This is a genomic window from Streptomyces sp. NPDC007905, assembly GCF_042959345.1.
GTDB lineage: Bacteria > Actinomycetota > Actinomycetes > Streptomycetales > Streptomycetaceae > Streptomyces.
Genome location: NZ_JBIBKS010000001.1, coordinates 91,513 through 116,468, shown reverse-complemented (window position 1 = coordinate 116,468; position 24,956 = coordinate 91,513). Strand labels below are relative to the sequence as shown.

At 70.6% G+C, this 24,956-nt stretch carries 22 protein-coding genes, 7 pseudogenes and 1 riboswitch; of the genes and pseudogenes, 19 read left to right on the top strand and 10 right to left on the bottom strand.

Annotated features, from left to right (window positions below; all coding sequences use genetic code 11):
- Window positions 1-104 precede the first annotated feature (104 nt).
- The 3 genes and pseudogenes from ACFZDC_RS00590 to ACFZDC_RS00580 form a co-directional block, all read right to left on the bottom strand.
- Window positions 105-1,470 (bottom strand): annotated as a pseudogene (locus ACFZDC_RS00590) (Tat pathway signal sequence domain protein); the annotation flags it as partial.
- 203 nt (window positions 1,471-1,673) lie between these two features.
- A complete protein-coding gene (locus ACFZDC_RS00585; RefSeq protein WP_391319177.1) occupies window positions 1,674-2,207 on the bottom strand; it encodes a putative immunity protein in 534 nt (177 codons plus the stop codon).
- Window positions 2,208-2,359: 152 nt separating this feature from the next.
- Window positions 2,360-2,578, bottom strand: a pseudogene (locus ACFZDC_RS00580) (TetR/AcrR family transcriptional regulator); the annotation flags it as partial.
- A 131-nt stretch (window positions 2,579-2,709) separates the two neighbouring features.
- Between ACFZDC_RS00580 and ACFZDC_RS00575 the strand changes: the two are divergent.
- From ACFZDC_RS00575 to ACFZDC_RS00550, 6 genes and pseudogenes are all read left to right on the top strand, one after another.
- Window positions 2,710-3,254, top strand: a pseudogene (locus tag ACFZDC_RS00575) (NADPH-dependent F420 reductase).
- Between the two features lie 169 nt (window positions 3,255-3,423).
- The gene (locus ACFZDC_RS00570; RefSeq protein WP_391319176.1) at window positions 3,424-3,822 is read left to right on the top strand and encodes a DUF6234 family protein; all 399 of its coding nucleotides are present in this window, start codon (window positions 3,424-3,426) and stop codon (window positions 3,820-3,822) included.
- A 124-nt stretch (window positions 3,823-3,946) separates the two neighbouring features.
- Window positions 3,947-4,573 (top strand): annotated as a pseudogene (locus tag ACFZDC_RS00565) (maleylpyruvate isomerase N-terminal domain-containing protein).
- A gap of 135 nt (window positions 4,574-4,708) precedes the next feature.
- A complete protein-coding gene (locus ACFZDC_RS00560; RefSeq protein WP_391319695.1) occupies window positions 4,709-5,395 on the top strand; it encodes an FCD domain-containing protein in 687 nt (228 codons plus the stop codon).
- Window positions 5,392-6,813: a hypothetical protein gene (locus tag ACFZDC_RS00555; RefSeq protein WP_391319175.1), complete on the top strand. Its 1,422-nt coding sequence runs from the start codon at window positions 5,392-5,394 to the stop codon at window positions 6,811-6,813. Before ACFZDC_RS00560 ends, ACFZDC_RS00555 begins: the two co-directional genes overlap by 4 nt.
- A 78-nt stretch (window positions 6,814-6,891) precedes the next feature.
- Window positions 6,892-8,727: a GMC family oxidoreductase N-terminal domain-containing protein gene (locus tag ACFZDC_RS00550; protein ID WP_391319174.1), complete on the top strand. Its 1,836-nt coding sequence runs from the start codon at window positions 6,892-6,894 to the stop codon at window positions 8,725-8,727.
- 363 nt (window positions 8,728-9,090) lie between these two features.
- Here the strand turns inward: ACFZDC_RS00550 and ACFZDC_RS00545 are convergent, their stop codons facing one another.
- From ACFZDC_RS00545 to ACFZDC_RS00535, 3 genes are all read right to left on the bottom strand, one after another.
- Complete coding sequence (locus ACFZDC_RS00545) at window positions 9,091-9,999, bottom strand: alpha/beta fold hydrolase (protein WP_391319173.1); 909 nt, start codon at window positions 9,997-9,999, stop codon at window positions 9,091-9,093.
- Window positions 10,000-10,106: 107 nt separating this feature from the next.
- Window positions 10,107-10,676, bottom strand: a complete 570-nt coding sequence (locus ACFZDC_RS00540) for an MFS transporter (RefSeq protein ID WP_391319694.1) — start codon at window positions 10,674-10,676, stop codon at window positions 10,107-10,109.
- Window positions 10,677-11,303: 627 nt separating this feature from the next.
- Window positions 11,304-12,131, bottom strand: a complete 828-nt coding sequence (locus ACFZDC_RS00535; protein ID WP_391319172.1) for a ZIP family metal transporter — start codon at window positions 12,129-12,131, stop codon at window positions 11,304-11,306.
- Between the two features lie 299 nt (window positions 12,132-12,430).
- Between ACFZDC_RS00535 and ACFZDC_RS00530 the strand changes: the two genes are divergently transcribed.
- Window positions 12,431-12,610, top strand: coding sequence for a hypothetical protein (locus ACFZDC_RS00530; protein WP_391319171.1), 180 nt, complete (start codon window positions 12,431-12,433; stop codon window positions 12,608-12,610).
- Window positions 12,611-12,623: 13 nt separating this feature from the next.
- On the opposite strand, the gene ACFZDC_RS00525 is transcribed toward ACFZDC_RS00530, so the two are convergent.
- Complete coding sequence (locus tag ACFZDC_RS00525) at window positions 12,624-13,217, bottom strand: histidine phosphatase family protein (protein WP_391319170.1); 594 nt, start codon at window positions 13,215-13,217, stop codon at window positions 12,624-12,626.
- A 93-nt stretch (window positions 13,218-13,310) separates the two neighbouring features.
- Window positions 13,311-13,467: riboswitch (cobalamin riboswitch) on the top strand.
- 36 nt (window positions 13,468-13,503) lie between these two features.
- On the opposite strand from ACFZDC_RS00525, the gene ACFZDC_RS00520 reads away from it, so the two are divergent.
- Both ACFZDC_RS00520 and ACFZDC_RS00515 read left to right on the top strand, forming a co-directional pair.
- Entirely contained in the window at window positions 13,504-13,725 is a 222-nt protein-coding gene (locus ACFZDC_RS00520; RefSeq protein WP_391319169.1) for a CbtB-domain containing protein, read from the top strand.
- 24 nt (window positions 13,726-13,749) lie between these two features.
- Window positions 13,750-14,523, top strand: coding sequence for a CbtA family protein (locus ACFZDC_RS00515; protein WP_391319168.1), 774 nt, complete (start codon window positions 13,750-13,752; stop codon window positions 14,521-14,523).
- 310 nt (window positions 14,524-14,833) lie between these two features.
- Here the strand turns inward: ACFZDC_RS00515 and ACFZDC_RS00510 are convergent.
- Window positions 14,834-14,920: pseudogene (locus ACFZDC_RS00510) on the bottom strand (TetR family transcriptional regulator); the annotation flags it as partial.
- 323 nt (window positions 14,921-15,243) lie between these two features.
- Here ACFZDC_RS00510 and ACFZDC_RS00505 point away from each other — a divergent pair.
- From ACFZDC_RS00505 to ACFZDC_RS00475, 7 genes and pseudogenes are all read left to right on the top strand, one after another.
- Window positions 15,244-15,693 (top strand): hypothetical protein, encoded by a 450-nt coding sequence (locus ACFZDC_RS00505; protein ID WP_391319167.1) that lies wholly within the window; start codon window positions 15,244-15,246, stop codon window positions 15,691-15,693.
- Between the two features lie 108 nt (window positions 15,694-15,801).
- Window positions 15,802-16,863, top strand: coding sequence for a hypothetical protein (locus ACFZDC_RS00500; protein WP_391319166.1), 1,062 nt, complete (start codon window positions 15,802-15,804; stop codon window positions 16,861-16,863).
- Window positions 16,864-16,894: 31 nt separating this feature from the next.
- Window positions 16,895-18,079 carry a permease gene (locus ACFZDC_RS00495; RefSeq protein WP_391319165.1) on the top strand — a complete coding sequence of 395 codons (1,185 nt, stop codon included), beginning with the start codon at window positions 16,895-16,897 and terminating at the stop codon, window positions 18,077-18,079.
- Window positions 18,080-18,693: 614 nt separating this feature from the next.
- Window positions 18,694-19,146, top strand: a pseudogene (locus ACFZDC_RS00490) (DUF1062 domain-containing protein); the annotation flags it as partial.
- A 957-nt stretch (window positions 19,147-20,103) separates the two neighbouring features.
- Window positions 20,104-20,667 carry a dihydrofolate reductase family protein gene (locus ACFZDC_RS00485; protein ID WP_391319164.1) on the top strand — a complete coding sequence of 188 codons (564 nt, stop codon included), beginning with the start codon at window positions 20,104-20,106 and terminating at the stop codon, window positions 20,665-20,667.
- Window positions 20,668-20,805: 138 nt separating this feature from the next.
- Complete coding sequence (locus ACFZDC_RS00480; RefSeq protein ID WP_391319163.1) at window positions 20,806-21,039, top strand: alpha/beta hydrolase; 234 nt, start codon at window positions 20,806-20,808, stop codon at window positions 21,037-21,039.
- A 532-nt stretch (window positions 21,040-21,571) separates the two neighbouring features.
- Complete coding sequence (locus tag ACFZDC_RS00475) at window positions 21,572-21,937, top strand: hypothetical protein (RefSeq protein WP_391319162.1); 366 nt, start codon at window positions 21,572-21,574, stop codon at window positions 21,935-21,937.
- Between the two features lie 269 nt (window positions 21,938-22,206).
- Here ACFZDC_RS00475 and ACFZDC_RS00470 read toward each other — a convergent pair whose 3' ends face one another.
- Window positions 22,207-23,073 (bottom strand): SDR family NAD(P)-dependent oxidoreductase, encoded by an 867-nt coding sequence (locus ACFZDC_RS00470; RefSeq protein WP_391319161.1) that lies wholly within the window; start codon window positions 23,071-23,073, stop codon window positions 22,207-22,209.
- 80 nt (window positions 23,074-23,153) lie between these two features.
- Here ACFZDC_RS00470 and ACFZDC_RS00465 point away from each other — a divergent pair, with 80 nt between their 5' ends.
- The 3 genes from ACFZDC_RS00465 (at window position 23,154) to ACFZDC_RS00455 (ending at window position 24,509) form a co-directional block, all read left to right on the top strand.
- Window positions 23,154-23,615, top strand: a complete 462-nt coding sequence (locus ACFZDC_RS00465) for a MarR family transcriptional regulator (RefSeq protein WP_391319160.1) — start codon at window positions 23,154-23,156, stop codon at window positions 23,613-23,615.
- Window positions 23,616-23,734: 119 nt separating this feature from the next.
- Complete coding sequence (locus ACFZDC_RS00460) at window positions 23,735-24,193, top strand: SRPBCC domain-containing protein (protein ID WP_391319159.1); 459 nt, start codon at window positions 23,735-23,737, stop codon at window positions 24,191-24,193.
- 16 nt (window positions 24,194-24,209) lie between these two features.
- Window positions 24,210-24,509: a metalloregulator ArsR/SmtB family transcription factor gene (locus ACFZDC_RS00455; protein ID WP_391319158.1), complete on the top strand. Its 300-nt coding sequence runs from the start codon at window positions 24,210-24,212 to the stop codon at window positions 24,507-24,509.
- A 17-nt stretch (window positions 24,510-24,526) separates the two neighbouring features.
- Here the strand turns inward: ACFZDC_RS00455 and ACFZDC_RS00450 are convergent.
- Window positions 24,527-24,850, bottom strand: a pseudogene (locus ACFZDC_RS00450) (transposase); the annotation flags it as partial.
- Between the last annotated feature and the right edge of the window lie 106 nt (window positions 24,851-24,956).

Genomic DNA, 24,956 nt, shown 5'->3' with positions numbered 1-24,956 from the left:
GGGTTCGGGTTCGGGTTCGGGGTCGTACGACGGTACGGCGTCCGCCGGTCGTACGACCGGTGCTGCACCCGCCGCCATGAGGCTGCACCGCCTCCCGGACGGCGCTACGGCAGCCCCCACGCCGGGCCTGGCTCACTGACGGTGACGGGTGCGATGACGAGGTCGGGGCGGGCGCCGGCGTGGACGAGGACCTCGCGGCCCCGGGGCAGGTCGATGGCGAGGGTGCCGTCGCCCGAGGTCCCGGGTGCGGGCCGGGGTGCCGTCGTCCAGCAGCACGGTGAGGGTCCCGTCGAGGCCGTGCCGCAGCTTGAGCGGCTCGCCCGCCAGGCTCCTGATCCGGATGAACCTGGTCGCTCCCGCCGTGCGGACGGCGCTGACCAGGAAGGCCCCCTGGGTGCGGAAGTTGTGCAGCGTGACATCCGCCCAGGCGGACGGGACGGCCGGGAAGACGCGGATCACGCCGCCCCAGCTCTGGCAGAACATGGCGTGCAGGGACTGCGAGGCGGACAGCGGCGTCTCGATGACCGGACCGGCCTCGCTGTAGTGCGTGTTGGCGCGGCAGGGGAAGCGGGTGGTGGGGTCGAAGAACTTCCGCAGGTAGCCGGTCGCGGTGTCGCCGTCACCGGTCATCGCGTACATCGAGGCGGCCCCGGTGTAGCTGTAGCCCCGGTGGGCGCCGGTCAGCGCGTGCCAGTGGGCCACCGACTTCGCGATCAGGTCGCGGCGGCCGGGCTGGTCCCGGTTGACGAGGCACAGTGGGTAGACCATCAGCAGGTGCGAGTAGTGCCGGTGGGACTGCGCGTACGGGGTGTCGGCGCCGATCATGAAACCGTTGTCGTCGACCGGGAACGGCGTGAGCCTGGCCGGCACCTCTTGCCAGCGGGGAATCAACTCGTCCCCGATGCCGAGCAGTTCGGCGGACTCGATGAGCGTCTGGCAGCCCCAGCGGAGCAGCGCCAGGTCGTAGTTGGTGTCCTGCGGCGGCCCGACGGGGTACTCGGGCGAGAGCGTGCTCGGCAGATGGAGTTTGCCGTCGCTGCCGTGGGTGAGGAAGTGCAGGTAGTAGTTGATCGCCCGGCGCAGCACCGGGTAGATCGTGTCGCGCAGCAGGGACTCGTCCATGGAGTGCCGGTAGGACAGCCACACGTTGTGCAGCGCCCAGGTGAGGTCGCCGGTCTCGGCGCCGGTGCCCGGTTCTCCCACGCCACGGTTGGCGAACATGTCGGAGCTGCGGCCGACGCCGGAGCTGTCCGCGCGGTACGCGGCGGGGACGTTGGCGATGAGCTGTTCCTGGTCCTGTCGCAGCGTCGTGGCGAGAGACTCGAGCTCCGGGTGGTTGAAGCCCTGGATGAGCCAGTACTCCAGCTGGACGTTGAGGTTCCACCAGACCGCGGGCCAAGGTGTGGGCTCCAGCCACGGCCCTGAGGTGGCCATCACCGGGCCGCCCGCGCGGCTGGCGGAGGCGACCTCGTCACCACGGCAGAGACGCAGGAGTCCGGCACGCCGGGACGTGCGCAATGAGGCCGAGGAGGCTCCGCGATCGGAGGGCCCGGGTCCGCCCCTGGTCCGCCTGGCTCGCACGCCAACGGGCCGAGGCCTGCCGCGGCCCTGCCGCTGAGGGGATTTTCACCGTGGAGATCGGCCGTGACGCCAGAACGTCCCCTTTGGCACCCTCATGCGCGGAGTGCGGCGTCGAGATCGCGAATCAACTCTCCCACGCGCCCGCCTCCCGGAGGTGCGGCGGGCAGACGGCAGAGCACCGTGGTGACCGCCGGCGGTGCGGTTTGCCGCGCCCGTTCAAGGGCCCCCGCAGTGACACGCTGGTCTTCTCCGGATGCCAACTCTTCTGCTCGTGCCGCATGCGCCGCCGCACCGAGAATGTGTTTCACCTGATGTGCGCTTGCCTTGGGATGGAGGTACGCGGCGGCGGCCGCATGGCTTGCCGCTCGCGCCGCGTCGGCCGCGGCGGGTGAAGCGGCTTCTCCCGCCGCTCTGTACGCCGCCCACGCGCTCTGCCGCAGAGCAGCCGTGCGCCGGCCGCCCCCGGCGAAAGCGTGCGCTGCGTCGATCGCGTCGCGAGGGCGGGTGTCAGCAGGGCGGCCCTGTTCGAAGATCGGCAGCGCCCTGCGCGCACAATCAGCCGCGTAGCCCGCGATCTCCCGGAGTTCGTGTTCGCTCAGCTCAATCTCGTCCGACTCGGTTGGCACGGCTCCATCCTGTCGCAGGACGGCATGCCGTGTTCGGAGCCGGAGTTGGACTTGGGCGTTCGGCTCGGTGGGGTCTTCGTGCGCGCCGTGCGCCCATCCGCACGTTCGGGCCGTCGCGCACAAGGAACAGTGGGACGAAGCAGGGGAGCGGGTCAACGGGTGGTCAGGAGCCCGTCCGCCATGGCGCGGAGCCCGTCCGGGTACGTGTCCTCCGCGGTCAGCGGCGCCCAGCGGTCCGCGACCTGCCCCAGCCGGGGGTACTCGACCGGGTCGAGATCGGCGAAGACCTGTTCCCGGTACGTCGGACGCTCATCGGCCGCGCGCCGTCGGGCCGCTGCCGCCCGGACCACGATCTCTCCGGCGGTGTAGAAACTTACGGGGGCGCCCCGGAACGGTGCTCGCCGCCGCTGCCGTCGCCCAGTCCATCGCCGCCCTCGACATGTCCGTGGTCAACGTCGCACTCCCCACCATTCGCACCGCGTTGGGATTCGCCCCGCTCGACCTGTCATGGGTGACCCGTCTCGGGGGCAGCGCGAAGGCTGCCGGTCTGCGCGCGGCGGCCGAGTTCGGTCAGGTGGTGCTGGCCGCGCTGCCCTTCGGCGCGGGGAGAGCGTGGCACGCGATCTGCGGGAGGTCCTGGACGGCAAGGTGCTGATCGACTGTTCCCATCCGGTGGGTCCGGGCTTCCGGCTGCTGACACAGAGCGGCCTCTCGGCCCCCCAGTAACTGGCCGCGGCGGCGCCGGGAGCTCATGTGATCAAGGCGTTCAATCTCTGCCACGAGGACGTGTGGCGCATGTCGCCGCCCATCTTCGCCGGGCGGCCACTGGCCGTTCCGGTCTGCGGCGACGACGAGACAGCCCGCGCGCTTGTACACCAGTTGGTGCGGCATGTCGGCTGCGAGCCCTTGGCCGGCGGCGGTCTCGAACGAGCGGGACTGCTGGAGGCAACCGCCGCCCTCTTCATCGGCCTATGGGTAGGGGAGGGAGCTGATGTCCAAGCGATCGCACCCCCGCCGGCGTATGCCGCCGGACCGAGACACGAGTAGCCAGAAGACGCCGAGAGGGCTTTGCGGGACTTCGTACTGATCATCGCGGAATGAGAAGCCGAGCCGTCTCAAAGATTTGACGAAGCCACTCATCACCTGCCGCTCCGCCGGACCAGAGTTGAGTACGGGTGCTCATGCACATCACCACCAGCCGGGGCACCCTGCACCCATGACCGACACTCTTCCAGCCCCGGAACGCCGGCGCCCCTGGTCGCACCGAACACGCCTGGGCGTGGACCTCGCTCTCGCGATCCCACTGTTCCTTTTGGAGACCGCGTGGCTCGTGCTGGACTGGATATACGGCTACGGCCTGGAGGTATGGGCAGCGCAAGGCGAACAAGCACGGATCGACGCGGCCGGCCTCGCGCACATCGGGCGGGTACGGATCCTGCTGATCACCGTACTCGTCCTGGCAGTTCTCGCGGCAGTCTTCCGTGCCCGATGGACGGTGATCACACATCTGCTGGTGGCCCTCCTGGCAGGCGGATCGCTGACAGCTGCGCAGCACGAGTGGGACGACAGCCACACCCCGCCACCCGGATGCATCCGCTACAGCGCGAACTGCTGAGGTCGCCGGGCGCGGATCGAGCCGCGTCGCGATGTCCAGGGCGCAGCAGCGCCTGCCGCGCGCCCGCCGCGTCGGCTATGAGAATCGCTGCCCGGTTACCAGAGCACAGTGATAGACATCCGGAGTGCAAAACACTCTGGACTTCCCCGATCTGCTGCGGCTGATCGACGAACGGTCGACCGCCTTCAGTGCCGCGGTCGCCGCCGCGCCCAGCCTCGACGTCTAGGTGCCGACCTGCCCCGAGTGGACGTTGTTCGATCTGGTGCAGCACCTGGGTGAGGGGCGCCGCGCCTGGGCCGCCACCATCGCCGCAGGGCCTGACGTCACGGCCAAGTCCGCACCGCAGGGCGACCCGTCCGCACCTCGGGAGCGCGAGGCCCTCCTGGCCTGGTTGGCCGCATCGACGCAGCAGCTACTGGACGCACTGCGGGAGGCCGGCCCGGATCGCAGTTGCTGGACGTGGTGGGGCACGTCGCAGTCGCCGCAGACGTGCGGGGCCGTCGCCCGACGCCAGCTCCACGAGATCGCGGTGCACACCTACGATGCCCAGGTCACCCTGGGCGTCCCGCAGCCGCTGCCGGACGAGGTGGCACTCGACGGTGTCGAGGAGTTCCTGTCCACCATTTGCACAACGACGGTTGACCAGTTCCTACCAGGGGCCGTCCGCCGAGTGAGCCCCGCGTACCCGCACTGCCAGGGGACGGCACCTCAGGTCGGACCCGGATCGGCTTCCGACAGCGGACGGACGTAGCCGCTCTGGCGCCGGAATCCGCTCGCTGGGACGCAAGGTCGGGAGGTGGACCCCCGGTCGGCCGTGCCGCGGCCATTGACTCCGCCCTCACACATTGGTTGAGTGGCTCATCCACTGAGCCACCGGGAGGACGGCGTGGAGGCACTGCCCCGCGAGACCATCGTCGATGTCTTGGAAAGCCGTCTGCGTGAGGACATCCTCACCGGACGCCACCCGGCGGGCAGTTACCTGCCCCCCGAGCGCACGCTCGCCGAGGGCTACGGCGTCACCCGCACCTCCCTCAAGCATGCGTTCGGGCGTCTCATGCAGGCCGGTCTGCTCGAGACCCGCCACGGCGTCGGCACCCGCGTGCGGGACTACCTGCGCCTGGGCGGCGCCGACCTGCTGCCCATGCTCGTACGGCACAGCCCCGACTGGATCGATGAGGTCTTCGAAGTGCGGCGCAGCATCGGAGCGTTGATCGCGGAGCGCGCCGCTGCCCGGGCCACCGACCGGCAGCGGGCCGAGTTGCGCACGCTGCTGACAGCCGTGGGGGACGCGGCGGACGCCGACGCCGTACAGCTCGCGGACGTCGAGGTGCACCGGGCCCTGGCCCGCGCCACCGGCAACCGTGTCTACGTCCTGCTGACCAACACCCTGTTCAACGCCTATCTCCCGGTCCGCGCCGCGCTCAGGGGTCCGTTCACGGACGCCCAGGTGGCCCGTGGGCGCCTGGCGCCGGTGGTGGAGGCGGTGGTGACCGGTGACCAAGCCGGCGCCCGGCGCGCGGCCGAGCAGTATCTGACGGTCACCGAGCGGATCATGTTGGAGGGCCTCGCATGAGCAGGGACAACGATTCCGCCACGCCCGCTCGCGGCACCGTCTTCAGCGAGACGATGCTCGGCACGCTGCGGCTGGACGCCGAGGACCGCGCACGCCGGGTCCGCCTCGATCTGACGGTCTCGGCGGACCGCCTACTACGGCTCCTCGCTACGACCGAGGCCCGTGCCACCGGCCGGATACGCGTCGCCGACTGGACCGACGACCCGCACGCCGAGGGTGAGCTGGAGATCTCACCTCTCGCTCGGCGCCGTATCCGCTACCGCATCACCTTCACCGCGGACGGCCGCCGGCTCACCCTCGACGGCTGGAAGTCGGTCACCCCGCGCAGGCCCGTCGCCTCGCTGACCGTGCTGCCGTACACCCTCCACGAGGACGGTGTGCGCCTCGGCACCGGCACCCTGTGCTTTCCCCTCGGCACACAACTCCTCCCTTTTCTGGCCAGTTTCCGCTTCCCGCGGCGGGAGGGTCCCGATACGTACCTCGCCCCCCGCTGGCGAGGCGAGCCGGGCCGTACCGAGGTCTGGTACACCACTGTCACCGACCCGGACACCGGCAGCGGACTGTGGCTGCACCACGAACTGACCGCGCCCTCCGACGGATCCGAGCCCTATGCGCACGGCTGGGCCGCGGTGTTCCCCAAGGACGGCCCCGTGCGGCACGCCCGCTTCGGCCCCGCCAAATGGACTCCTGAAGAGTCCGGCTTCACCGCCGACGGGGTCGCGGTCCGGCCCGGACGCCTGACCGGAGCGGCCGAAAGCGGTGCCCTGCGCTGGGACCTCGGCGAACGGCCCGCGGCGCAGCCGCTGTTCACGTTCCCTCGGTGGTCCTGGCGCCGGCCCGTGCTGCCCGCCGCCCAGATGCTGCCCGCCGCGCGCGCCTCCTACGACGGCACCTTCATCCACGACGACACCACGCTGACGCTCACCGCGGCCCCGGGCGCATCCGCCCGGATCTACGGTCACGGCAACGCCCGCCGCTGGGCCTGGCTGCACGCCGACCTCGGCGGCGGAGACGTCCTGGAGATCGTCGCCGCCGTATCCATGCGGCCGGGCCTGCGCAGGCTTCCCCCGTTGGTCTTCTTCCGGCTGCACCGGCACGGCCGTAGCTGGCCCCGACGCCCTGAGCGGCCGGCCGTCGGCTGGGTGGGAGTGGGGCGCTTCCGCGCCGATATCGCCCTGCCCACCTGGACCGTCACCGGCCGTGCCGGACTGCGCCGGATCCGCGTCGAGGTCACCCAGCCCGCGGACCGCACCCTCGCCCTGGACTACACCGACCCCGACGGCCGGCACGCGACGTGCCGCAACAGCGAACGCGCCGACGCGCACGTCCTCCTCGAGCGGTGGTGGTTCGGCGGCTGGCGCACCGAGGCCGAGTGGACGCTCGCCGGCACGGCCCACGCGGAGGTGGGCACACGATGAGTCCCGCCGGCACGGCCCACGCGGGGGTGGGCACACGATGAGTCCCGCCGGCACGGCCCACGCGGAGGTGAGCAGGGGATGAGCCTCACCGGCCTCGTCTCCGCCCTCATCTCCGACGACGGCACCGCGGACTGGCCCCGCCGCGCCCCCGCGAGACTGGAGACGCACCTCGCCACCATGCCGCTCGCCGCCCGGGTCGGCATGCGGGCGGCAGCGCGCGGCGTGGACGTCTACGCCCTGGTGCGCACCGGACGCACCCTGGGCGCACTCACCGCACCCGAAAGGGAGTCCCTGCTGGGCGAACTGGCCGCACGGCCCGCGCTCCTCCCGCTCCTGGACGTACTCAAGGTGCCCGTCCTCCTCGCGGCCGGAACGGAGCGGATGCTGCAGGACGGACCCGCCCCGCGCGGCCTCACGCGGCAGGACCCGCCACTCGACCTCACCCCGGCACCCGACTGGCCCGCTCGTTCCACCGCCGACGCCGTGGTCATCGGCTCGGGCGCGGGCGGGGGGATGGCCGCGCGAACGCTGGCCCGGGCCGGACTGGACGTCGTCGTGCTCGAAGAAGGACAGCACCACTCCACCGAGTCGTTCGGCCGGCGCGCGCCCCTGGACCGGTTCACCGAGCTCTACCGGGACGGCGGAGCGACCGTCGCCGTCGGCAACCCCCCGCTGCTGCTACCGGTGGGCCGAGCCGTCGGCGGCACCACGGTCGTCAACTCCGGTACCTGCTACCGCACTCCGGGCCATGTTCTGGCCCGCTGGACCAAGGACTTCGGCTTCACGCTCGCCGACGGCTTCGACCGGCACCTGGACGAGGTCGAGCGCACCCTGCGGGTGGCCGGCCAACCCGTCGACGTCCTCGGCAACAACGGCCGCATCGCACTCGCCGGTGCTCGCCGGCTCGGCTGGCAGGCCGCACCCCTGCGCCGCAACGCGCCCGGCTGCCAGGGCTCCTGCCAGTGCGTGGTGGGCTGTCCGACCGGCGCCAAACAGAGCGTGCAGCTCTCGGTGCTGCCCGACGCCTGCGCTGCGGGGGCCCGCATCGTCACCGGAGCGCGGGTCGAGCGCATCCTCGTCGACGCCGACCGGCCCGGAGGCCCGCGTGCGGCAGGGGTGCGGGTGCGCCGGGAGGACGGCGGCGGGTTCGAGATCCTCGCGCCCTTGGTCGTCGTCGCGGCGGGTGCCCTGCAGTCCCCACCGCTCCTGCGGCGCTCCGGCCTCGGCCGCCACCCTGGCCTCGGCCGCAACCTCAGCGTCCACCCGGCCACGAGCGTCGCCGGACGCTTCGCCGAGCCGGTCACCGCGTGGGAAGGGGTGCTGCAGAGCGTGGGAGTGGAGGAGCACCACAGGGACGGCGTCCTCATCGAGGCCACCGCCACCCCGCCCGGCATGGGTTCCTTCATCCTCCCCGGACTGGGCGGCGAGCTGCGCCGTGAACTGGAGGGCGCCGACCGGCTCGCCACGCTCGGCGCGATGATCGCCGACCGTCCCTCCGGCCGTGTCCTGGGCCGCGACCGCACACTGCTCCGCTACGACCTGGACCGCCGCGACGCGGCCCGTTTGGTGCGGGCCGTGCGGGCCATGGGTGAACTCCTGTTCGCCGCGGGCGCCGAGGAGGTACTCACCGGCCTCCCCACCGCGCCCCGCGTACGCAGCCTCGCGGAACTGGACGCCGTCCTCGCCCACACGACCGCGCGACACCTTCACCTGTCGGCCTACCACCCCACCGGCACGGTCGCCGCTGGCGCGAACCCGCGGCACTTCCCGGCCGACCCGCGGGGGCGCCTGCGCGGAGTGCACGGAGTGCTGGCCGCGGACGCCTCGGTGCTCCCCAGTTGCCCGCAGGTGAATCCCCAGTTGAGCATCATGGCGGCGGCCCTGGCGATCGCCGAGGCGTACCTCCATGAATGAGAACGCGGACGGAGTGGCCGGGCCGTGAACGACGTGTCGGTCCGCCATGTCGGCGAACATACCGGGCTCGTAGGAACCCCCGGTTGCGCACGATCACGCCGAGCGCCGCTGAGTCCGAGCGCCGCTGAGTCCGAGCGCCGCTGAGTCCGGGCACCAAGGCGTCGTCACCCGGCACCCTTCCCAGTTGGCGTACTTCTCCGGCCGGCACACCCACGGCGACCGATCCGCCATCGCCGGACGACTGAGCTCGATCACCTGCCATTGGTCTCGCCACCGCGCGGCCTCGCATGTCCCCGGCGGGGGACGACCGTCTTTTCGCCGCGCAGGCGGCCTGCCGCCCTTCACGGCCACACGACCACGGGCTCAGCCTCGGCTGGTGCCCTCGCCGACCGGGGCCGTGCCGTGCCCGGCGGAGGCCGAGACCAAGCCGGAGGCCGGGCGCGTCACCCGGACGAACTCCCGCAGATCCGCCGTGAGCTGCTCGGCGTGGGTGACGAACAGGCCGTGGCCGCCGTTCTCGTACACCTTCAGCGTGGCGTGCGGCAGCAGCCGCGCGGCGCGTTCGCCGGTGAGAGCGAGGGGCGCCGAGGTGTCGTGGGTGCCGTGCACCACGAGGACCGGGACACTCACGCCGGGCATTTCGGCGGTGAGGTCGAGGGCGGCGACAACGGCCCGCACCCCGTTCGAGGCGCGGGGCGTGGCGACCAGGCAGCGATCGACGAGGTACCGGACATAAGCGGCGGACACCTCGTTGCCGGGCCGGTCGACGGCGAAGAAGTCGTCCGCCGAGGCGGTGAAGTACCCCGCACGGTCGTGCCGGAAGACCTCGTCGTCGGCCCGTACGACGGCCAGGTCCATACCCTCCGGAAGGCCCGGCGAGCGAACGACGCCCGGCGTGACGCCGGCGACGAGCGCGGCCCGGGCCACCCGTCCGCTGCCGTGCCGGGTCAGGCAGCGCACCACCTCGGCGGTGCCGACGGAGTGCCCGACCAGGGTCACTGCCCGCAGGTCGAGGTGGATGAGCAGGCCGTGCAGATCGTCGGCGAGGGTGTCGAGGTCGTAGCCGAGCCAGGTTTCGTCCGAGCGTCCGTGGCCACGCCGGTCGTACCCGACGCACCGGTATCCCGCCTCGGCGAGCGGCAGCATCTGGTACTCCCACATCTCGTGGCCCAGGTACGCGCTGCTGACGAAGACGACGACGGGGCCCGACGCGGGTCCGTGGTCGACGTAGTGCAGACGGGCGCCGTCGACGGGGCTCTCGTAGTACGGCATGGGGCCTCCTCGGGGGTCCGGACGGGGTCCGACGGAACGGGGCGTCCCGCCGTGCCAACGATCCCGATCCTTCCTGGAGCCTGCTCCCGGGTCGATTACCTGCCACGTCAAGCGTCCGGTGCCGGACCAGCACCGATCCACGCAGCCGTGCCGACGGCGGGACTGTCCGGGGCGCTCAGGGCCGGAGGCCGCCCGGGCACGGCGCCCCTCGTACGCACCCTTCCCAGGTGGGCCCACAGAGCGCCCCCGTACCGGTCGTGGCCAGTACGGCCAGGCCCAGCCCGGCGAGGACGGCAGGATCGGACCAGCCGCGCCGCCCGGCCTCGTTGAGCGCGGCCGTCAGCAGTGCGACCGCGGTGACGACCGCGCACTTGCGCCGGCCAGTCCAGGGCCCGGTCGGCGCGCCGGGGTGAGCGCGCCACGTGCCGCAGCGTGAGCGCCAGACACGCGATGCCAACGGGCAGATTGATGAGGAACACCCACCGCCAGCCGGCCGTGGAGACCACCAACCCGCCCAGCAGCGGTCCGGCGGAGGCGGCGATGCCGGCCATCGAACCCCAGAGCCCGAAAGCCCGTGAACGTGCGGACGGCGCCGGATAGGCCTGCTGGAGCAGGGCGAGGGATCCCCGGGCACGATCAGCGCCGCGGCCGAGTCCCTCCACGAGCCGGGCCGTCACCAGGAAGGGGGCGCTGGGCGCGAGCGCGCAGGCGGCCGAGGACAGCGTGAACAGGAACTCGCTCACTCCTCAACACCGCCACGAACCGGCACGAGGCAGGTGACGGGGTGGACCTCATCGCTCACAGCGCCCTTACGTGCGCGTACGACGGCAGCTTGGCCTCCGATCATCTGATCATGTGGCAAAGCTCCCCTCAGAGAGGCCGAAGTCCCCATGCGCCGTTCCTCGTTCGTCGCCTGTGCCGCGGCGTCCGCCCTCATGGCCGGCCTGCCCCTGGCCAGGACCTCAACGTCACCGTCAGCGAGTTCGGCCCTGTGACCCGGGCACACAGGTGACGGTCACCGCCCACCCGGCCCTCGGCCACCGGTTCGCCGGATGGGGTCGACGGCGAGGAACACTCCGGCTTCTCGGAGCACCAGATCACCATGAACGCCCACCACACCGTCGTCGCGCGCCTCTCCCGGATCGCGTGACCGCTCCTCCGCCCACGGCTGAACGGCACACGGCAGCGGGGACCGACCGCTCGACGGCCCGGTCCCCGCCGCAGCCGTCCCGCGGCGGTGGGCGTTCCGGGTCACCACATCCAGGGCGGGTGCCGAGGACCGATCAGGGCCTGTGCCTGCCTGCTCAGGCGCCTGCGGCCGTGACGACGGCGTCCGTTCCGAAACCGAGCAGGAGACCGAGGAGGACGCACCACGTGGTGAGCGTCTTCAGCCCCGTCCTGCGGGCGACGGCCAGCAGCTCGATGACGACGTAGAGGATGGAGCCGGCGGCGAGGCCGAGGAAGGCGATCGAGACGGTGTCGTCGACCAGGTGCTGGCCGACGAGCGTGCCGAGGAAGGTGGGGCCGCCGCCGATCAGGCCGAGCCAGAGCAGGGTGAGCCAGGAGGGGCGTTCCCCTTCGGCGGCCAGGGGTGCCACGATGCCGAAACCTTCGGTGGCGTTGTGCAGGCCGAATCCTATGATCAGCAGGAGGGCGAGGGAGAGTTCTCCCTGGGCGGCCGAGTTGCCGATGGCCAGGCCCTCGGCGAAGTTGTGCAGGCCGATGCCCGTGGCGATCATCAGTGCCAGCGAACTTGCCTGACTGCGGGTCTTCGGCGCCAGTTCGGCGGTGGCGGCGGCACCGGGCCCCGCAGGGCGTGCGCCGGCAGCCCGGCGGCGGCCGATCCAGGCGTCGTAGTGCACGAGTCCGGCCAGCCCGAGGCTCAGACCCGCGGCCAGGGTGGCTCCACCGGAGGCGACGGTTCCCCACGCGTGCTTGCTCAGCGCCTCGTCGACCGGCTCCCAGGCATGGGTCAGCACGTCCCAGACGAGGAAGATCAGAATGCCGATGGCCACGGCGTTCAAACCGGCCCTGAGGCGGGGCGTGGGAGTGCGGAGACGGCCGAGGGGCAGGCCGAGGTAGATGGTGAGGCCGGCGATGGCGCCGAGAAGAGTGAGGTGTGCGCTGGACATGGCGATCTCCGGTCTGACGTGCACGGGGAAGCGCACAGAAACTAAAGGAGGTAAGCCTTACCTAACAACTCATGGAGTGCAACTTCAAGAAAGCTTGACGAAGTCATTGCCGGCGCTGTGGTGCGCCTGTACTCGGGCAGACCGGCACGACCCGCTTCCCGGGCCCCCTCGTCTTCGGCCACTTCCTGCTCGCGGCGGCCGGACTGGTCGTCTGGATCGTCTACCTCGTCGCCGACCGGTCAGCCCTGGCGTGGACCTCCTTCGGTGTCCCCGTAGCCGTCGCGCTGCTCGGCTTCGCGATGTTCGCCCGCTGGGTGCCGGTGTACCGGACCGCCGCCCCGGCCACTACCGGGGAGGGGACCACGCCCGCGGAACGGCACCTGCCCGTTCCCGTGGTGGCCGCCCACGGCCTGCTGGGCGCCGCGACGCTGGTGCTGGTGCTGGTGCTGCTGGCGGCCCTGGGAGTGGGCGGCAGCTGAGGCCGACCGTACGTCACCAGGCGCTCTCAGCCGTAGCCGCCAGGTGGAGCGGTCTGCCGAGTGCCACGTTCCAGCGGCCGGCGCGGCCGCTGAACTCGACCGCGCTCAACGGCGCCACGTCGATCCGCCAGAAGGCCGGCTCCGGTGCTCCCAGCACCCGGACGGTCGCGGCTCGTACGACGTCCGGTTCGACCACCGCGACCGTCCGGCCGGAGAACCGCGCGGCCTCGTCCAGCCAGTCCGCGATCCGCCTGCCCAACTCGCGCACCGACTCCCCGTCGTGCGGGGCTGCCGCGGGATCGGCCAGCCACAGGGCTACGGCCTCCGGCTCGGCGGCGCTCACCTCGGCGAGCGTACGGCCCCGCCAGCGGCCCACGTCGAGGCCGGCCAGCTCGGGCGCTTCGCCGGCGTCGAGGCCGAGCGCGGAGGCGGTCTGCCGGCAGCGCTCGGTGGGGGCCACGAGCGCTCGCCCGGCCCGTGGGAGGAGCCTCGCCGCCGAGCGGGCCTGGGCGGCGCCGCCCTCCTCCAATGGGCACCCGTCGTCGAAGCGGGCCTCGCGCAGGGCCGCGTTCATGGCTGGTGAGATCAAGATCACTCGACTGGTCACGTGCTCACTCTCGCGGTCGACGGCCCCGCAATTACAGGGGATTCAAGGGAACGGCGGCTTGAGGGGCGCCCGTGAGCGCCCCGTGCGCCCTTGGCCGCGCCTCCGCTTCGCGGTACGTTCTCGGCGAAATAGACGACGGAAACGCGGAAGCCGGTGGGAATCCGGCACGGTCGCGCCACTGTATGCCCCGTTCACACCGCTCGCGGTGCGGGCAGGGCAAGTCAGACCCGCCCCGTTGTCCTGTGCACCACCGAGACGGGACGCGAGTTCCCCAGGAGGTTCTGCCATGGCGCAGTCCGTCGCTCAGCCGACCACCACCCCCACCGCCATCCCCGCCAAGCTGCCGATCGGCGCGATCGTCCCCTGGGCGGTCTTCTTCGGCATCCTGATGCTTGTCCTGCTGTACTTCGTCGGCGCCGAGCAGGGCGCCACCTCCGTCATGTCCGGCGAGAACGTCCATGAGTGGGTGCACGACGCCCGCCACCTGCTCGGCTTCCCCTGCCACTGACGGCGCGGGAATCCAGGGCCGTCCATGAACTCGGCAACCGTCCGCAACCTTCTGGTGCGTGGCATGCTCGCGGGACTCGCCGCGGGCCTGCTCGCCCTCGTCGTCGCCTACTTCCTCGGCGAGCCGCGCGTCGACTCGGCCATCGCCTACGAAGAGGCGCACTCCCACGAACACGGCATGGAAGTCGTGAGCCGCACGATGCAGTCCACCGGTGGCCTGGCCACCGGTGTCCTCGTCTACGGGGTCGCGTTCGGCGGCATCGCCGCCCTCGCGTACTGCTTCGCGCTGGGCCGGATCGGCCGCTTCGGGCCGCGCGCGAGCGCGCTGCTCCTGGCGACGGCCGGCTTGCTCACGGTCTATGTCGTGCCGTTCCTGAAGTATCCGGCCAATCCGCCGTCCGTCGGCGACCCCGACACCATCGGCAGGCGCACCACCCTGTACTTCCTGATGATGCTGCTCAGCGTGCTGCTGGCGATCGCCACCGTGATCCTCGGCAAGCGCCTCGCAGCACGGCTGGGCAACTGGAACGCGACGGTGGCCGCGGGGGCGTTCTTCGTCCTGGCCATCGGGCTGGCGTACGCGTTCCTGCCGGCCGTCAACGAGGTCCCGAAGGACTTCTCGGCCACCCTGCTCTGGCAGTTCCGCCTGGTGGCCCTGGCCATCCAACTGACTCTGTGGACCGCCTTCGGGCTCGTCTTCGGGCTGTTGGCCGAGCGGGTACTGGATCCGAAGGCCGCCCGACAGGCGAACGCGAAGGCGGCGAGTGCCGGTGCGGAAGTGACACCGGTTCCCCGCTGATCACGCTGCTCGGCGAGGCCCTCACCGCTCCGGTGGGTCGGGGCCGCCGGCCGGGTACGTGGCGAGGTGTCTCGAGTGACACCCGCGCGGTCCGCTGCCGTGATACCAGCGGCACTTCACGCGCTCCTCGATCGCGATCCCGCAGTCCAGGCACGGGCCATGGACGAGGAACTGCAGCACTTGCACCGGGAGGAGGAGGCCCTGCTCGCGCCCCGCCCGGCGTTCCACCAGGCGGGGCCGCGTTCGTGAACGATGACGATCCCGAAAAATCCGCGTCCTGCCACGGCCACTGCCTGGCCGGTGGCCACTGCGGTTGGCGTAGTCCCGCGATGAGGAGCTGGACCAGTCGGCGCGGGTCGTAGCGGGGATCGCTGTCCGCGCCGATGCGGAGTGCGCCACCTCTCCCGCACTTCCCGAGTCATCGAAAATCGCGCAGGTGCCCGTGCCCGGCGAGAAGAGGACTCTTCCGTCACTCGCTCCTCCGGTCGAATCACCGGCCACCGCACCTACGGCGCCGTTCCCTACCGGACGCACTCCCCGCGGTTCATCCTCGCCTACGGCCCACTGGACACGGAGTCCGGCTCCCGCCGTCGGCGGCCCGAGGCCGGCGCCGTGCTCCCTCCGGGTCCGCCCACAGGTGTCGGGTACCCCCACCGGGTATGGTCTGGGGCGGGGCACCGCCCCCCATGGAGGAGTCCGCAGAAAGGAGAGCAGGCCACGATGGGCAGCACACCCGCACGCCGCCCGGGCACCGCCCGGCTGCTGGCCCTGTGTGCGGTCCTGCTCGGCCTCTTCCTCATGCACGGCGCCCCGGCCACAGCCGCTGACGGCTGCCACGGCGCGGTGGGGGCTGCTGCCTCGGTCCACGAAGGCCACGAAGGGCACGAAGTCCAGGCCTTCCCGAAGGTGTCGGACCGGGCCCTGCTGCCTCATGCGGACGGTGCCCAAGCCCATGCCGTGAAGGGCATGAGTTCGCACGGGACGATGTGCGTCGCGATTCCCGCGCAGAACGACATCCCGGTGCCCGTCGCGCCTCTCGTCGGTGTGGCCGCCCTCGCGGTACTGGCGGCTTGGGCCCTGCGCTGGGCATGGAATCCCGACGGAACCCGGCGGCGCGGCCCCCCGGGCGGACGCGGTCTCCTGCTCCAGGTGTGCATCGCGCGGACGTGAGCGGACCTGCACCGGAACCTGCCACCGGCGGTATCCGGCCGCGACGTCCTGCCCACAGCGCGCCCCACACGGCGTGGTGCGCCACCCGGAGAGATCCTCGAAAAGACGATGTTCGCTTTCACCCGCCCCACCATCCGCGACCGAGCCCTCGCGGCAACCGGTATCGCAGCCGCCCTCACTCTGGCCCTGGCCGCTTGCGGCGCGCCCGACGACTCGTCCACGCCTGGCATGCACCACGGCAGCACGCCGTCGGCGCCCGCCTCGGCGAGCCCCGGCTCCTCGATGAGCGACATGCCCGGCATGGACCGGGCCGCCGTCGGCAACGGCCTGGCCGACAGCAGGGACGGCTACCGCATGACCGGCTCCGACACCACCCTGAAGGGCGGCAAGCCGGCTCCGTACCGGTTCATGATCATTGACCCGGCGGGCAAGGCGGTCACCGGCTTCGCACTCGACCAGACCAAGCGGATGCACTTCTACGCCATCCGCTCCCACCTGACCGGCTTCCAGCACCTGCATCCCACGATGGCCTCCGACGGCACGTGGACCGCCGATCTTGCCGCCCTGACACCGGGTTCGTGGCGGATGTTCGCTTCGTTCACCCCCGACAGCGGAAGCGGCAAGGACAAGGACTTCGTCCTCAGCCGGACCCTCACCGTCCCGGGTACGGCCACCAGGACCGCGCTCCCCCCGGCGGGGAACTCGACACAAACCGATGGGTACACCGTCACCGTGTCCGGCGGGCTCATGGCCGGCATGGCGCACCCGCTGACCGTGCGTATCACCAAGGACGGCAAGCCCGTCACCGACCTGCAGCCCTACCTGGACACCTACGCACCTGACCGCGTTCCGCCAGGGCGATGCGGCGTTCGCCCACCTCCACCCCACCACCACCGTCAACGGCGACCACGGCGGACCGGAGCTGTCCCTCCACGCGGAACGGGCCACGGCGGGCAACTGGCGCCTCTTCCTGCAGTTCCAGACCGGCGGCAGGCTCCACACGGCTGCCCTGACCCTGCGCGTCGGCTGACCCCCTCCGCGCAGCCGGCCCGCCGTCACGCCCGACGCCCGTGGCGGCGGGCAACGCGGCCGTATCCAGCGCTGCCCCGGAGGTGCGACGGTCGGCGTGTGATCGTCGATGTGCGGCGCACCCGGGAACAGGCTTTGTGACACGGAACCTTCGCGACGAGAGGTGACTGGTATGCAGGCGATCGGAGATGCGCTGCTGATCACCGGGTCGATGACCTGGGAGATCACCTGGGCGCTGATCCTTGGCTTCACCCTGTCCGCGGTCGTGCAGGCGGTGGTGCGCAAGAAGACCGTCGTACGGCTGCTCGGTGACGACCACCCGCGTACGCTCACCGTGGCCGCAGGCCTCGGTGCGGCCTCCTCGTCCTGTTCCTACGCCGCCGTCGCTCTGGCCCGGTCGCTGTTCCGCAAGGGCGCCGATTTCACGGCCGCGATGGCCTTCGAGATCGCCTCCACCAACCTCGTGGTCGAACTCGGTGTGATCCTGGCCCTGCTGATGGGCTGGCAGTTCACCGCCGCGGAGTTCGCCGGCGGACCGATCATGATCGTCGTACTCGCTGTGCTGTTCCGCATCTTCCTGCGCGAGCGGCTGCTGCATCAGGCCCACGAGCAGGCCGAGCGCGGGCTTGTGGGCTCGATGGAGGGCCATGCCGCGATGGACATGGCGGTGCACGGCCAGGGCGGTTTCGTCCGCCGGCTGCTCTCCCGCGAAGGCTTCACCTCCGTGTCGCACATCTTCGTGATGGAGTGGGCGGCGATCCTGCGCGACCTCGCCGCCGGACTGCTGATCGCCGGCGCCATCGCCGCCTGGGTACCGGACGACTTCTGGCGCGCCTTCTTCCTGGAAGGCCATCCTGTCGCGGCCAAGGTGATCGGCCCGCTCATCGGGCCGATCGTGGCGATCGCGACGTTCGTCTGCTCGATCGGCAACGTGCCGCTGGCGGTGGTGCTGTGGCAGGGAGGCATCAGCTTCGGCGGCGTCATCGCGTTCATCTACGCGGACCTGCTGATCCTGCCCATCCTCAACATCTACCGGAAGTACTACGGGGCCAGGATGGCCGCCTTCCTGCTGGCCACGTTCTACGTCGCGATGGTGGCGGCCGGTTACGCCGTCGAGCTCGTCTTCGGCGGCCTCGGTCTCATTCCCGACCAGGCACAGGCCAAGGTCCCCGAGGAAGGTGTCAGCTGGAATTACACCACCTGGCTCAACATCGCCTTCCTCCTGCTGGCCGCGGCCCTGCTCGTACGTTTCGTGCGCACCGGGGGCCCGGCGATGCTGCGGATGATGGGTGGCTCGTCCGATGACCCCGAACACGGTCACACACGCACGCAGGTGGACAACGGACACCACCACTGAGCCGCGTCGAGCAGCCGATCCCGACGGCACGCAGGCGCGACTGGTCGAGTGGCATCTGTTCGCCGCGCTGTGCGAGGCGGTCGGACTCGACCGGCGACGTGGACTGCACACCCTTCGCCGAGTGGCTCATGCCGCGATGGGCATGCCGGTTCGGCATGGCCGCTTCGGATCTGGCTGAGTGCTTACTGGTCGGGGCCCTGAGAGAGAAGCTGAACGACACGTGACTGGTGCCGGGGGCCCCAGGAGGTGGAGCGAGTCGGCGTGGACGCGGTCGAGCTCGGGGCGGCACAGGCATCCGACGACGTCGGCCCCGGACGACTGCGTGCCCTGCTCGCACCCCTGGCCCTCGCCGCAGCCGCTGCTGGGGCGGATCCATTTCTGGTACGACGACATCTGCGTGCCGCAGGTTCCGTGCACGCCCGGGGAACAAGTGTTGTTCCGGAGGCACCGGGCGACGTCACGGGCGTCCTCGGCCAGGACGCCCAGCATGCGCAGGGCCTGGACACGCAAAGCCCTGCAGGAGTGCCGACGGCGCGGGGACCGCATCGGCGAGGAGGTCTACGCGGCCAACCTGAAGGAGATCGACCGCAGCAGGAAGTAGCCGGCACTGCTTATTTCGCGTCAACGCCAATCACAGGCTCATCGACGCCTGGCTCCTCGCGCTCTGTACCGCCTGCGGGGACACGGCAAAGCTCACGGTCCTGGAGCGGATGAACGTGCGCTCCGTACGACCTGAGCTGCTGGACCGGATGCATGACAACGACCCTGGCCCGGCAGCTGAGGTGCTCCAGGATCCGGTCGTGCGGCGCCGTAACCGCATCGCCCTCGACTGGGACAACGCCTGGGGCCTCGACACCGGCGGTTGGGATCACCTGGGCCGCGAGGTGGTCGATGTCTCGGTCCGCTTTGCGGCGCGGATCCCTGTCCGGCCGGTGCGTCTGGTCGCTGAAGGTTTCGGTCTTGCGCGTGCCGAGGTCGAGCGACTGATCACGGAGGGGAACCTCGTTTCGGCGGTCCGGCTGAGCGGCAAACGCTCCGGCGACTTCACCTTCACGCTCAAGCGCTGACCCCTCCTCGGGATCAGGGGCCTGTCCGACAAGATCCGCCGGCAGGCCCGATCCCGAGCCGCACCGGGACGGGCATCCGCTGGGGAAGCCGACCACTCGCCATCCCTCTCCGAACCTTCCGAGATGCGGCGATCAGGGAACGAGGCTTGCGCGGACGATACGGAATGCGGCTGCCGGGTCCGGGGCAAGTCGCGGGCAGCATCGACAGCGGCCGTCATGATGCGCACACCACCCATGCCGTGCACCGTCACCATGGGACGCCCGGAGCCCCTGCGGCACGGACCGCACCGACGATCGAGTTGGGGATCTCGAAGAGCTTGAGGTCCAGGAAGACTTCCTCGCCCTGCGCAACAAGGTGCCTGATCAAGTCAGGACCAGCCGACGGTGAGGAGCTCAAGGCCGAGCTTGCAGAAACGGCACTCGTCGCCCAGCTGATCGACGATGTGTACCGCAGGCATGGGGACGCTGATGGACGTGCGGGCGCCCCGGGCAGGTGCCCGGGGCGCCCGTGTCGCTGCAGCAGCCGCTTCTCTTATGCCGCAGCGACCGCCTTCCTGTCGGACAAGGTGGACCGCAGGGCCGCTGACCATCCCCCTGACGCCAAGAGGCCCGAGACGCCTTGAGGAGGCGCCGGCCTGTGCTTGCCTGCTGACGTGGAGCTCGCGGTGGATGCGCGGCGCCCAGGACCTGCCGACGCAGCACCACAGTGCCCGGCTCGAGCGGCGGAGGACAGGGGGATGACCAGCACGTCAGCGTCTCGTAAGGGTCGGCGGCGCTGGACGACGACGGTCAGTCGCTACCTGGAGCTCTTCGCCAGGCAGCGGTTTTCGGGTGAGCGAGGTTTTCACAGGAAATGATCTCGTGAGGTGACTCGGCTCAGGGGATCCCGCGAGCCGCGATGAGCCCTGCGGCGTCCGGTGGTCGTACTGTCGAACTCGTTACCGAGGAGGACTCCTGATGCGCAGCGTGACCTATTCGATGGGCGTCTCACTTGACGGCTACATCGTCGGACCGGACGGCGACTTCAACTGGACGGCGCCCGACGAGGAGGTCTTTCGCTTCGCCACCGACGAGGTACGAAAGGTCGGCGTCCACCTGTTGGGACGACGGCTGTACGAGACGATGCTGTACTGGGAGACCGCCGACCAGAATCCATCGCTCAAGTTCTCAACGCTCGAGTTTGCTGCGATCTGGAAGCCGCTCCCAAAAGTGGTGTTCTCCACCACGCTGTCGGCGGTGCAGGGCAATGCGCGCCTGGCCTCCGGCGGCCTGGCGGAGGAGATCGAGCGGTTGCGAGCCGAGCCGGGGGAGGGCGACATCGCGATCGGCGGCGCGACTCTCGCCGCCGAGGCGGCCGCGTTGGGTCTGATCGACGAGTACCGGGCCCGGGTCTACCCGGTACTGGTTGGCGGTGGCATTTCGTTCTTTCCCCAGCGCGAGCACCGGGTGGATCTCGAACTCGTCGAGACCCGCACCTTCGACTCGAGAGTCGTCTACCTCCGCTACCGCGTGGCGCGCTAGGTGTATGCCCTGAGAGGTTGGGGACGCGGCTGGCGGGTGGTGGCACCCGGACGCGGCCCAGGACGGCCTCGAGCTGCGGGGAGTCACCCCGCTGCCCGGCCGTGATGACGATCGACATGGGCGCCCAGCGGCCTTGGCATGCACCATGCCCTGAAGGGCTCCCGCATGGTGTACGTCAAGGGCGGCGAGGGCCACGGCGTCTACTCCGAAGACCCGCGCTCCTGCGCCAACCGCGCCGTCAACGCCTACCTGAGCAACGGAAAGCTTCCGGCACAGGACGTCACCTGCAAGGCGTCGGGTCGTCAGACCCCCGGGGGGAACCAGCGCATCGTCCCGACGCCCCAGAACACATCGGCGGGGCCCCGCTTCTGACGCGTCTTCCCGAATGAGTAGCTGTTGTCGTGCCGAGCTTCTCACCGACTCCGAGCACGGCGGGCCCAGACATCCCTTGCGCGAGACGGGCTGGGGGGAGGGGGCCCCATCGCCTTGCTCGGAGGAGCGGGAGCGCTGAGTCGGGCCCGATGGTCTGACCGGCGTACGGCTTGTTACTCACTTTCGGGTGAGCGGGTGGTGGCAAGCGCTCGCGAACTGCTGGCGCAGGCACTGTTTTCGGTGCTAGACACCTGATACAGAGACAAAACTGCGCATTTATCTAATAGATGGTCATTGCAGTCGAGTGTTACAGAAATCTATTAAATCAGTAATGTCCTTCGCGAGTCCCTCATCGAGATCGGGTTGCGGGTTGCAAGGTGTGGATGCGCGGCCGACCGGCCGCCACCCACACAACGCACCCCGCTGGTTGGCGGTACTTCGTGCCGCGGCCGGCTGGGAGGCACGCACCCTTGTGAAGGGGGACTTCGTGTCCGTTCTTGCTTCTGTCCGTCGCTTGGCCGCCGCTGTCGGCGTGGCCACTGCCCTGGTGGGCGCGGCGGCGCTGCCGGCCGCAGCAGCCGACCACCACCCGGGCCGCCCGCACCAGGCGGTCTTCTTCGGCGGCGTGCAGCACGACTCCCAGGGGCCGGGCGACCGCTTCTGGGACGGCGACCACCGTCGTGACGACAACGGCTGGCGTGATGGTGACGACTGGCGGGCGGGCGGCCGTCGTCACGACGACAACGGCTGGCGCGATGGTGACTACTGGCGCCACGGCGGCCATCGTCATGACGGCGACCGCTGGGGTCACGGCGACCACTGGCGTGACGGGCACGGGTGGCGCAACGGCGGTGGCTGGCACCGTCACTACTACCACCGTGGCGAGCACCGCTACTGATCCGCTGAGCTGAAGCTCATAGGCGGTGCAGCGGTGAGCCGGGCAGGATGATCCTGCCCGGCTCACCTGTCCGTGCGCTTGCGCTCATGGCTTCGGCGAAGCCGTCTCACGACGACTGGAGCTGGACGCAAAGAAGCGCTTCGGCGGGAGCGTGGCATTGGCCCCAGGGGGCCTGGCGATCCGACCGGCCCCCGCCCCCGGTACTTGGAGCGGGCGCGTCCGGAGGGGGCGGCGCCTGAGGGCGCCGCCCCTTCGCCGGACGGTGAAGGTCAGGCGACCCAGCCGTTGGTGATGCCGAGGACCGCGGAACCGTCCAGGTCCGTGAGTTTGGCGCCCACGAAGCCGCGAGCCCAGTCGGAGGTCTGGAGGCGGAAGGCGGGCCGGTCAGCGGTCATCGCCTCGATCACCGACTCGGCGGCGCCCTCGGCGGTCTGCGCGCCGTCGAGGAACTGCGCGACCGTGCGATTCAGGTAGGCGTTCAACTGGGGCGCGTACACCCCGGCATCGGCGACCGCCTTTTCCAGGTCGACGCCGACGTTGGCGACGAACTCGGTGGCCACTGCGCCGGGCTCGATGACGGAGACGGACACGCCGTGGGCCGCGGCCACGGGGGCCATGCTCTCCATGTATCCCTCGACGGCGAACTTGGCAGCGCAATAGGCCTCGTTGAAAGGCTGTCCGACCACGCCGCCGACGCTGGTGACGGTGATCAGACGGCCGCCGGAGGCGCGCAGGTGGGGCATGACCGCCTTCGAGACGTTGAGCACGCCGAAGAAGTTGACCTCCATGACCTTGCGGACCTCGGCCACGGACTCGTTCTCCAGGGTGCCGAGGTGTCCGGCGCCCGCGTTGTTGACGACGGCGTCGAGGTGTCCGTAGTCGGCGAGCACACCGTCGATCGCGGACGCGATCGAGGCCTCGTCGGTGACGTCGAGCCGGCGGATGTCGAGCTCCACGCCCGCCTCGGCGGCGGCCTTGCGTAGGGCGTCGGAGCGACTGGGGTCGCGAAGCGTGGCGACCGTCTTCCAGCCGGCGCGTGCGGCGGAGACGGCGGCGGCGAGGCCGATGCCGGAGGAGGTGCCGGTGATCAGGACGACCTTGGGGGACTGGGAAGACATGGGGGGCCTTTCGGGCACGGGATGTCGGCGCTTTAAGTGCGTGTACACACACCATAAGGCATTTACGTGCGTGTACACGCAACCGCTAAGCTGGAGACATGCCGAAGAAGAAGCTCCCACCGGCGGAGATGCCCGTGGCCGACCATGCCTTCTACGGGCTGGTCTGGGCCGGAACCGTCCTCACGGACCGAGTGGACCGCGCCCTGAGCAAGGCCCATGACCTTCCGGTGTCCTGGTTCGAGGTCCTGCTCTGGCTTGCCTCCAGCCCCGACCCCGTCCCGGCCTCGGTCCTGGGCAACAGCACCATGCTCAGCCGCAGCCAGGTCTCGCGCGTGATCGACGCCCTCCAGAGCCGCGGTCTCGTCAGCCGCACCCCCTCGTCCCGCGACGCTCGCTCCGTCGAGGTCTCGCTGACCCCCGAGGGTCACCAGCTCTTCGAGGCGGCCGACGCCACCCGCCGCGAGTGCCTCGCCCCCGTCTTCACGGACGTCCTCGACGAGGACGACCTGCAGGCGCTCAGCACGGTGTGGCAGAAACTCAAAGCCGGCAAGGACGCCTAAGAACTCCTAACGGAATGAGTACGTGGCGGGTGCTCGAAGCTTGGCGGGACCCGTGCGGCCACTCACCCCATGCGCAACCGATTGGTTGCGCATGCGCCTCCGGATGAGATGAGGTTGCAGTGATCCCCAACACGATCGAACGCGTCATCCTGATCAATGCCTCCAGGGAACGGGTCTGGTCCGTGCTGAGCGAGCCCGCTTTCCTCGGCCGCTGGTTCGGCAATGCAGAGCCGGTCAAGATCGACCTGCGCCCCGGCGGCCTCTTGGTCTTCGACCACGGCATCCACGGCGTCATTCCCGCCCGTATCCAGACAGTCGAGCCTCCGCGCCTCCTGTCCTGGCGGTGGTCTCAAGGCGCCGCAGGCGAGGAACCGGACGACTCGAACGCCACTCTGGTCGAGTTCACCCTGGCCGAAGACGACTCCACAGGAGGCACCCGGCTCACCATGGTCGAAAGCGGCTTTGCGCACCTCGGGCTGCCCACAGAGGAGGTCATCGGCCGGCACCGCGCCCACGGTCAGAACTGGCCTGGCAAGCTCGACCAACTGCGCGCGGACTGCGAACAGACCACGGCATGACCCGCACCAGCGAGGGGTGGCCCTGGCTGAACCGATCCGCCGAGAGGTCCTGGCCGTCCTTGCCCGCGAAGGCGGCGCGACCTCGACCTCCCTGGCGGCAAGCCTCCCCATCACCCGCCAAGCGGTGGCCAAACACCTGGCCGTCCTCGACCGCGCAGGACTGGTACGCGCCCACCGGGTCGGACGCGAGGTCCGCTACGAAGCCGACCTGCAACCACTGAGGCGGACGACGCGGTGGATGGACGCCCTCGCCACCCAGTGGGAACACCGCCTCAACGCGATCAAGGATCTGGCGGAGGGGGCCGATGGGCCCTGACCTCCCGCAGCGCTGTCTCAAAGGCCCATCGCAGTGCGGAGTCTTCTCCAGCAGATCAGTGCGCATCCCAGAAGGAGGAAGGCTTCGTGGATGTCGTCGCGGATCTCCCAGCGGATCCGCAGTCGGCGGAACCAGTGCAGATGGGCGAAAGCACGCTCCACGACCCAGCGTTGGGTGCCCAGGCCGGAGCCGTGCTCGGTGCCGCGGCGGGCGATCAGCGGCTTCACGCCGAGGTCCCAGACCAGACGACGGTACTTGTCGTGGTCGTAGCCGCGGTCGCCCAGCACCACATGCGGGCGGCGCCGGGGCCGGCCGCGCTTGCCCCGCACGGGCGGTACGGCTAAGCGGGGGAAGAGTCCACAGATGGTCTGCCACGGCCCATATTCCGACGCCGCTCCTGCAGGCAACGTGAGGGCACCTGGAGCGTGCTGCTGACCGGACTACAGG

What these genes read in the sequence shown, in the direction of transcription:
- ACFZDC_RS00570 (WP_391319176.1), top strand. Translation starts at nt 3,424, where the DNA reads ATGACCGACACTCTTCCAGCCCCGGAACGCCGGCGCCCCTGGTCGCAC.
- ACFZDC_RS00555 (WP_391319175.1), top strand. Translation starts at nt 5,392, where the DNA reads ATGAGCAGGGACAACGATTCCGCCACGCCCGCTCGCGGCACCGTCTTC.
- ACFZDC_RS00550 (WP_391319174.1), top strand. Translation starts at nt 6,892, where the DNA reads ATGAGCCTCACCGGCCTCGTCTCCGCCCTCATCTCCGACGACGGCACC.
- ACFZDC_RS00545 (WP_391319173.1), bottom strand. Translation starts at nt 9,999, where the DNA reads ATGCCGTACTACGAGAGCCCCGTCGACGGCGCCCGTCTGCACTACGTC.
- ACFZDC_RS00535 (WP_391319172.1), bottom strand. Translation starts at nt 12,131, where the DNA reads ATGTCCAGCGCACACCTCACTCTTCTCGGCGCCATCGCCGGCCTCACC.
- ACFZDC_RS00530 (WP_391319171.1), top strand. Translation starts at nt 12,431, where the DNA reads ATGTTCGCCCGCTGGGTGCCGGTGTACCGGACCGCCGCCCCGGCCACT.
- ACFZDC_RS00520 (WP_391319169.1), top strand. Translation starts at nt 13,504, where the DNA reads ATGGCGCAGTCCGTCGCTCAGCCGACCACCACCCCCACCGCCATCCCC.
- ACFZDC_RS00515 (WP_391319168.1), top strand. Translation starts at nt 13,750, where the DNA reads ATGAACTCGGCAACCGTCCGCAACCTTCTGGTGCGTGGCATGCTCGCG.
- ACFZDC_RS00505 (WP_391319167.1), top strand. Translation starts at nt 15,244, where the DNA reads ATGGGCAGCACACCCGCACGCCGCCCGGGCACCGCCCGGCTGCTGGCC.
- ACFZDC_RS00500 (WP_391319166.1), top strand. Translation starts at nt 15,802, where the DNA reads ATGTTCGCTTTCACCCGCCCCACCATCCGCGACCGAGCCCTCGCGGCA.
- ACFZDC_RS00495 (WP_391319165.1), top strand. Translation starts at nt 16,895, where the DNA reads ATGCAGGCGATCGGAGATGCGCTGCTGATCACCGGGTCGATGACCTGG.
- ACFZDC_RS00485 (WP_391319164.1), top strand. Translation starts at nt 20,104, where the DNA reads ATGCGCAGCGTGACCTATTCGATGGGCGTCTCACTTGACGGCTACATC.
- ACFZDC_RS00480 (WP_391319163.1), top strand. Translation starts at nt 20,806, where the DNA reads ATGCACCATGCCCTGAAGGGCTCCCGCATGGTGTACGTCAAGGGCGGC.
- ACFZDC_RS00465 (WP_391319160.1), top strand. Translation starts at nt 23,154, where the DNA reads ATGCCGAAGAAGAAGCTCCCACCGGCGGAGATGCCCGTGGCCGACCAT.